Origin of the sequence: Aeromonas sp. QDB14, assembly GCF_027707845.1 — a bacterium.
GTDB classification, from domain to species: Bacteria; Pseudomonadota; Gammaproteobacteria; order Enterobacterales; family Aeromonadaceae; genus Aeromonas; species Aeromonas caviae.
This window is the reverse complement of record NZ_JAPCJD010000117.1, coordinates 1-7,977: the sequence shown is the minus strand read 5'-3', so window position 1 is coordinate 7,977 and position 7,977 is coordinate 1. Positions and strand designations below refer to the sequence as shown.

Here is a 7,977-nt window from a genome sequence, read left to right as displayed (position 1 = left end):
GGCAGCCTGTCAAGGTATTCGAAGAGTACTGTCAGGCGGCATAGGCGAGTGTCGCACTTCGAAGTTGAATTCGCGGATGAGGGGCCCTCGTCAGCGAAGAGGGGGACATTCCCCTGGCACAGGCGACCCCTCTGGGTGCACCGCTGCCAGCAGGTAATCCACGAAGGCCCGGACCCGGGCCGAGAGGTGACGGTGCTGTGGATAGAGGGCGTAGAAGGGGCGGGATCGCCCCGCAAAGGGGGTCATCACCTCGATCAGCTTGCCTTGCAACAGCGCCTCGGCTGCCACGAAATGGTAGATCTGGAACAGACCGCCCCCAGCCACCGCCCAGCCCAGGCCCGCCAGCACATCGTCAAGCACCCGCTGTCTGCTCTGGACATGAAGGTCGACAGGGTCCCCCTGCTCGTTCACGAACTGCCAGGGGAAGGGGCGATCCGTGCTCGGGGTGATGAACTGGATCAGATCATGTTGCGACAGCATCTCCAGGGAGGTTGGCGCGGGGCGGCGGGCGGCATAATCGGGGGTGCAGAAGACCCCGAGGCTGGCATCCTCCAGCTTGCGGGCGATGATCCGCCCATCGCGCGGCTCCCCCAGCCGGATGGCCAGATCGTAACCATCCTCCACGAAGTCGATGTTCCTGTTGGAGACATTGAGCTCCAGCTCGACCTCGGGATAGGCCGCCATGAAGCCTGGCAGCAGGGGCACCAGACGGTGGTGGGCATAGACGGTGCCCACGCTGATGCGCAGCACTCCTCTGGGGTGGCGCTGGCGGCCGGTGATGGCCCGCTCGGCCTCGGCGATCTGCTCGAGCGCCTGCTGGCACTGTTCCCGATAGAGCTCCCCGTCATGGGTGAGGCGCACGCTGCGGGTGGTGCGATGGAAGAGTTTGACGCCGAGCCTGGCCTCGAGACGCTGGATGGAGCGGCTCACCGAGGCGGGCGTTACCCCCAGTACCTGAGCCGTGGCGGTAAAGCTGCCAAGTTCGGCTGCCTTGCAAAAGAGCTCTATGGTGCCGAGCTGGACGGGGTCGAAGGCACGGGACATATGTTCATCCATGTAAATAATCAAGTTCAATGGTGTGAGTTTATTCGTCCGTGTGTAATCAGTAAATTGCTCATCGAGGGCGGCCCGGTGGCCGCCCGATCGATCACTGCCATCAAAAGGAAGATCACGATGAAGAACACCCTCAAGGCCGTGCTGGCCTCACTGCTGCTGGCGACCTCCGCTGCGGCCAGCGCCTCCCCGAAAGGCGAGATCCTGGTGCTGCTCTCGAGCGAGACCGAACTGCCGCTGCAAGGGGGCAAGAGCCTGACCACCGGCTTCTACCAGAATGAACTGGGGGTGCCTGCCGCCGCCCTGCTGGAGGCCGGTTATACCCTGACCCCGGTGACCCCGAGAGGGAACCGGCCCGTTGTCGACAAACACTCCGTCGATCCCCAGTACTTTGGTGGCAACCCGCAGGAGATGGTGCGCATCGGCGCCGTCGTGGAGGGGCTGCTTGGCGCCGGCAAGGTGCTCTCCCTGAGGGAGGTGCTGGCATCCGGTCCCGAGCGCTATGCCGGCCTCTTCATTCCCGGCGGCCACGCACCCCTCATCGATCTTGCCAAGGATCCCGAGGTGGGGACCCTGCTTCGCCACTTCCATGACAACCACAAACCCACGGCCGCCATCTGCCATGGCCCCATCGCGCTGCTGGCGGCGCAGGCGGATCCGGCCGGGTTCGAGCAGTCGGTCATTGCAGGCAAGGCAGACGGCGCCAGAGAGTGGATCTACGACGGTTACAGGATGACCATCTTCTCCGACAAGAAAGAGGCGGTGTTTGAAGGCTCCCTTGGGGGTGACAAGCTGCGCTACTACCCGGCGAAGGCCATGGCCCAGGCCGGCGGCAGCATGCAGTTCGTGGCACCCTGGCAGCCTGGCGTTGTGATCGATCGCGAGCTCATCACAGGCCAGAATCCCTTCTCCGACCACGCCCTGGCGAGCGCCTTCATCGCGGCGCTGGACAAACAGCAAGGGGCAGACTGACGCCAGGAGAGGCGCAAGTTCCCCCCTTGATCAGTGCAGGCAGCCCCCATGGGCTGCCTTTTTCATGCCCCTGCCTTGGCGAGAAACGCCTTCATGGCGGGGGTGACACTGTGTTTTCGGGTGATGAAGGCGATGGTGCCTGCGCTTGCATCGCTCAGGTGGTGGCAGGGCAGTTTGAAGAGCTGCTGGGCGGTGGCGGCGATGCCGGCGCTGACCACGGCGCAGCCCAGGCCGTGGCTCACCCCGTTGACCAGGTGGAACAGGGAGTCTGTCTCCAGCACCACCCGCAGGCTGATCTGCTGGCGGGCGGCGGCCTCGTCCAGGTAGCGGCGAAACTGCATGGTGGTGCTTGGCAGGATCAGGGGGAGATCTTGCAGGTCCGCCAGGGTCAGCGGCCCGGTCGGGGCGCAGTGGGCAGGCAGGGGGCCCAGCAGGGCCATGGGGTTGGGGTGGCGAAGCTGGACGTCGAGGGCCCTGCGCTGATGCTCGGTGAGCAACTCGTCAAAGCCGAGCCCGATGTCGATGCGATGCAGATCCAGCTGCTCCATCAGGGTGGCATGGGTCATCACGCAGAGGTGCAGGCCCACCTTGGGGTAGGCGTCGTTGAACCCCTTAAGCAGCGGCATGATGTCGATGCTCGACTGGGGCACGACGCCGATGCGTAGCGCCCCCGACAGCCCGCCCCGAAAGAGGCTGAGCTCTTGGCGCATGGCATCCTGCTCCTGCAGCATCCGCTCGGCGTGGTGCAGCACCACTTCCCCCGCCTGGGTCAGGGCCACGAACTGGCTGTTGCGCACCACCAGTTCGGTGCCAAGTGACTTCTCCAGGGCGGTGATGCTGGCTGACAGGGTCGGCTGGGTGATGAAGCAAGCCTTGGCCGCCTTGGCGAAGTGACGGTGCTGGGCCAGCTCGTAGAAATAGTGCAACTGCTTGATATTCATCGTGGTAATGGCAGCAGGCAAAGGCAATGAGCGACAAATTTAATCAATCGACATCCCGATAGCAATAGAAGTTATCTATTGGTGAATAGATTTGTTTCATTGGTTTTGGCGCGGCGGCTTATCTAAACTTGAGGCCCGAATACAGCTTATAAGCGTCTCGCATGATCCCTTTCAATTCACGGTTGCCCAGTCTGGATGAGCTGGTGGAGGAGGTGGCCGTGTCCGTCAACATCAACGGCATCAACCATGCCGTCATGATGGCCACCCCGGACGATCTCGACGATTTCGCCATCGGTTTTCTGTTTGGCGAGGGGATCATCGGGGGCAACCACGATGTACACGATATCCAGAGCACCCCGTCCGAGCACGGCATCGTGCTCGATGTCACCATCGCCAACCGCTGTCTGGCAATGCTTGGCCAGCGCAAGCGCCGCCTGGCCGGTGCCAGCGGCTGTGGCATCTGCGGGGTGGAGGCCATCGAACATGCGTTGCCCGTGCTCACCCCGCTGACCCCGGGTGCCCCCTTCGACACCGCCTCTTTGCAGGATCTGCGGGAGCGCATCGTCCCCTGGCAGAGCAAGGCCCGCCAGAGCGGCGCCCTTCATGCCGCCCTGGCGCTGGATGATCGCGGCGAGATCCTGGCCTGCCGGGAGGACATAGGGCGGCACAACGCCCTGGACAAGCTCATCGGCATGCAGCTGCGCCAGCCGGTGCAGGCCGCCACCCTGGTGATCACCAGCCGCTGCGGCAGCGAACTCATTCACAAGGCGGTGCAATTTGGCGCCGCTCACCTCATCAGCCTTGCTTCCCCCAGTCAGCTCGCGGTGCGACTGGCCCTGAAGTACAACCTGACCCTGATCCATGTGCCCCGATCCGATGCCCCGGTCTGCTATGCCAGCCCCCGCGCCCAGGATCACGTTGGAGACTCCCATGTCCAGTCATATTGAAAAACCGGCCAAGGCCGGCGGCTTTTCCTCCCTGCAGTCCACCTTCAAGCAGGTGCTGCGCAGCCAGAAGACCCGCCAGAACATCAAGAACCTGCTGCGGGTCAACCAGACCGACGGCTTTGACTGTCCCGGCTGCGCCTGGGGTGACAACAAGCAGGGGGCCTTCCAGTTTTGCGAGAACGGCGCCAAGGCGGTGGCCTGGGAATCCACCGGCAAGACGGTGGGGGCCGATTTCTTCGCCGAGCATTCGGTGCGCCGTCTCGCCACCCAGAGCGACTACTGGCTCGAATATCAGGGGCGACTGACGGAGCCCCTGCGCTACAACCCGGCCACCGATCACTACGAGCCGGTGAGCTGGGATCAGGCGTTTGCCCTCATCGCCGACAAACTCAAGAGCCTGGCCAGCCCCGACGAGGTGGAGTTCTACACCTCGGGACGCGCCAGCAACGAAGCCTCCTACCTCTATCAGCTGTTTGGCCGTCTCTATGGCACCAACAACTTCCCCGACTGCTCCAACATGTGTCACGAGGCGAGCGGGGTGGGGCTTATCCAGTCCGTCGGGGTGGGCAAGGGCACCGTGGTGCTCGATGATTTCGACGCCGCCAAAGCCATCTTCGTCTTTGGCCAGAACCCGGGCACCAACCACCCGCGCATGATGAACGCCCTGCGCAAGGCGGCACGCCAGGGGTGCCAGATCGTCACCTTCAACAACCTCAAAGAGGTGGCCCTCGAGCGCTTCGCAAGCCCCCAGAGCCCGGCGGAGCTACTGACCCCGGCGGCAACCACCATCAGCCACCAGTACCTCACGCCAAAGCTGGGCGGTGACATGGCGGCCATTCGCGGCATGGCGAAATACATCCTGGAAGAGGAGGGGGGGCGCATCGATCTCGCCTTCATCGAGCAGCACACCGCGCACTTTGACGACTACCTGGCCCAGGTGAAGGCCACGGAGTGGACGCAGATCGAGGCGCAATCCGGCCTCGGTCGGGAGGCGATCACCCGGGCGGCGCAGATCTTCGCAAGCAGCGAGAGCGTGATCAGCTGCTGGGCCATGGGGATCACCCAGCACAAGCATTCGGTCGACACCATTCGCGAAATCGTCAACCTGCACCTGATGTGCGGCCAGATTGGCAAGCCGGGGGCCGGACTCTGTCCGGTGCGCGGTCACAGCAACGTGCAGGGCAACCGCACCATGGGGATCAACGAGAAACCCAATGCCGCCTTCCTCGATCGCCTGGAGCGCCGCTTCCCGGTGGGCTTCAAGCGCACGCCGGGGCACAACGTCTACGAGGCCCTCAAAGCCCTTCATGGCGGCAAGAGCAAGGTGCTCATCTGCCTTGGGGGCAACCTGGCAGCCGCCGCGCCGGATACCGAGTTCACCTATGAAGCGATGCGAAGGAGCGAGCTCAACGTGCAGATCAGCACCAAGCTCAACCGCAGCCACCTCATGGTGTCAAAAGATGCCCTGATCCTCCCCTGCCTGGGCCGTACCGAGCTCGATCAGCAGCGCTCCGGGGTGCAGAAGATCACCGTGGAGGACACCTTCAGCATGGTGCACGCCTCCACCGGGATGAACGAGCCGGTCTCGCCGCTCTGTCTCTCCGAGATAGACATCGTGGCTCGCATGGCCGAGGCAACGCTTGGCAGCGATCGGGTGGACTGGCTGGCGCTGCGGGATGACTACGGGCTGCTGCGGGATCTCATCGAGGAGACCATCGCGGGCTTTGGCGACTTCAACCGCCGCATCGAGGAGCCCTGCGGCTTCCATCTGGAGAACAGCGCCGCCCTGCTGCGCTGGAACACCGCGAGCGGGCGCGCCGAATTCAGGGCGAGCCGTTTGCCGGACTCCATCCTGCCCGAGTGCACCAGCCACGCGGAGCAGATGGTGGACCAGCCCGTGCTGCTGCTTCAGAGCCTGCGCTCCCACGATCAGTACAACACCACCATCTATGGCATGGATGACCGCTATCGCGGCATCAAGGGGCGACGCAACGTGGTCTTCATGAACGAGGAGGATGCCAGGAGGCTGGGGCTCGCCGAGGAGCAGCGGGTGGACATGAGTGCGGTGTGCAACGACGGGCGCGAGCGGGTGGTGCGGGGCTTTAGCGTCATCTTCTACGAGATCCCGAAAGGCAACATCGCCGCCTACTACCCGGAGACCAACCCCCTGGTGGCCATCGAGAGCATAGGGGAGGGCTCTTTCACCCCCACCTCCAAATCGGTGCCCGTACTGGTGACCCCGAGCGCCGCCTCGGTCGAGAGCCTGGCCGTCACGCTCTGATCTCCTGACATGGATACCGTCCGACCCCTGCCATGGCAGGGGTTTTTTTATGGCCGAACGGTGTCCGGCAAAGCCTGGGCCGATCAGCCCAGGGCCACCACCACGCAGTTTCGGCCCTGGCTCTTGGCATCATAGAGCGCCTTGTCCGCCTCCTTGAGCACGGCGGCGATGCTGGTGGCATCCGCCCCCCAGTGGGCGACGCCGAGGGAGATGGTGATGTGGCCTGCTACCTCCATGTCGTGGCTCGCCACCCGGGTACGCAGGCGCTCGGCGATCTTCTGCGCCTGTGCAAGGGAGACCCCGGGCAGCAGCAGCAGGAACTCTTCGCCGCCGCTTCGACACAAGGCGGCATCGGAACGCAGATCCTGCTGCATCAGGGTGGCGAGGGAGACGATGACGGCATCCCCCACGTCGTGACCGAAGCGGTCGTTGATGGCCTTGAAGTGATCGATGTCCAGGGCAATCACCGTCAGGGGCTGACGTTCGGCCTCGTACTCGTCCAGCATCTGCTGCATGGCCCGGCGGTTGAACAGGCCCGTCATGGGGTCGGTGTGGCTGTCGGTGTGCAGCTTGTCGATCTTGGTGTTGAGCAGCCCCAGCCCCTTGAGGATGGCCTGCTTCAACTGGGCCGCTTCGAAATACCAGGCGCGGATCCCCGAGATGCTGGTGGCGGCCCCCTGCTGATCCATGAGTCCGGCCCGGTTGGCCAGTTGTCGCAGGGGTCTGGCGATGATGGTGGCCGAGAGCCAGATGACGAAGAGAATGAAGAGGGTGACCGGGATCATCCCCTTGAGAATGTCGCTCATCTGTTGATCGAGTCTCGCTAGAGTGGCGCTGCTGGGGCGCTGGGCCACTATCCCCCAGCCTGCGTCCGCCACCGGAGCGAAGCCCGAGAGCATCTCGTTTCCATCGGTGTTGTACATGGTTTGTGCTCCCCCGTTGCCCTGTAACACCTCGTCTACTATCCGGTTGGACGCCACTTTATGGCCAATAAGTTCAGGATCCGGGTGGTAGATGAGGGTGCGCTGGCGGTCCACCACATAAAGATAAGAACCATCCTGGTAGTAGTGCTGCCCCAGCAGGCTGGAGAGCACGCTGGCGGACCCCAGATAGATGGTGCCGGCGACATAGCCGAGGTAGCGCTTGTCTGCCGAGAAGATGGGGTGGGAGAGGCTGATGAGGTAGTTGCCGGAGAGGGAGACAAAAGGATCTGAGATGATCGGCTTCTGCTTCTTCAGGGTGTTTCTCGCATGGGCCGAGGTCAGTTTGGCCCCTTTCACATTCAGAGTCTCGGGGGAGACAGCAACAATGGTTGCCTCGGTGTTGACCACGACCACTGAGTTGAAGGTATTGGTACGTCTACGCAGTTGGGTTACCTCCTCCTCGAGCCCTGCGATGTCATCGGTCTGCAGCAGGGGGGCAAGTTGGCTAGCGCTGTAAGCCAGTTGTTCCTGGGCTGAGTGCAGCATGGTCTCGGCGGAGGCGGCGAGCTTGGCGGCATAGACCCGGTTCGCCTCTAGCGTGTTGTCGATGAGCAGTTGCCGTTGTGCCTGATAGATGGCGTAAAAGCTGTTGCCAAAGGTAGCCAGCACACCTATGACGGCCAGCGCAAGGATGAGGCGATGCAGATCAAACCTCAGCAGCCAGTGAGAGTGCATGAACGAAACGGATCCTTGTCATGGTGTCGGGTTAGGAGGGCATTTTAAGGGTTCATCGCGGCTTTCCGGGGAAGGCCGCCTTGATTTTCAGAAAAAAGTATTCTGAGTCCCTAAATCCATATGCC

The 7,977-nt window shown here is 63.1% G+C and carries 6 protein-coding genes; 3 read left to right on the top strand and 3 right to left on the bottom strand.

Translation table 11 applies throughout. The annotated features are described in order from the left end of the window. Window positions 1-90 precede the first annotated feature (90 nt). Window positions 91-1,044, bottom strand: coding sequence for a LysR family transcriptional regulator (locus tag PG887_RS21165; protein WP_270822847.1), 954 nt, complete (start codon window positions 1,042-1,044; stop codon window positions 91-93). Window positions 1,045-1,173: 129 nt separating this feature from the next. On the opposite strand from PG887_RS21165, the gene PG887_RS21160 reads away from it, so the two are divergent. Next, window positions 1,174-2,025, top strand: coding sequence for a type 1 glutamine amidotransferase domain-containing protein (locus tag PG887_RS21160; protein WP_270822846.1), 852 nt, complete (start codon window positions 1,174-1,176; stop codon window positions 2,023-2,025). A gap of 62 nt (window positions 2,026-2,087) precedes the next feature. Here PG887_RS21160 and PG887_RS21155 read toward each other — a convergent pair whose 3' ends face one another. After that, window positions 2,088-2,966, bottom strand: coding sequence for a LysR family transcriptional regulator (locus PG887_RS21155; protein WP_010674609.1), 879 nt, complete (start codon window positions 2,964-2,966; stop codon window positions 2,088-2,090). Window positions 2,967-3,127: 161 nt separating this feature from the next. Between PG887_RS21155 and fdhD the strand changes: the two genes are divergently transcribed. Both fdhD and PG887_RS21145 read left to right on the top strand, forming a co-directional pair. Then, complete coding sequence (fdhD, locus tag PG887_RS21150; protein WP_029314473.1) at window positions 3,128-3,913, top strand: formate dehydrogenase accessory sulfurtransferase FdhD; 786 nt, start codon at window positions 3,128-3,130, stop codon at window positions 3,911-3,913. Beyond that, entirely contained in the window at window positions 3,897-6,194 is a 2,298-nt protein-coding gene (locus tag PG887_RS21145) for an FdhF/YdeP family oxidoreductase (RefSeq protein WP_010674611.1), read from the top strand. Before fdhD ends, PG887_RS21145 begins: the two co-directional genes overlap by 17 nt. Window positions 6,195-6,277: 83 nt before the next feature. Here the strand turns inward: PG887_RS21145 and PG887_RS21140 are convergent, their stop codons facing one another. Continuing rightward, window positions 6,278-7,852 carry a sensor domain-containing diguanylate cyclase gene (locus PG887_RS21140; RefSeq protein WP_010674612.1) on the bottom strand — a complete coding sequence of 525 codons (1,575 nt, stop codon included), beginning with the start codon at window positions 7,850-7,852 and terminating at the stop codon, window positions 6,278-6,280. Between the last annotated feature and the right edge of the window lie 125 nt (window positions 7,853-7,977).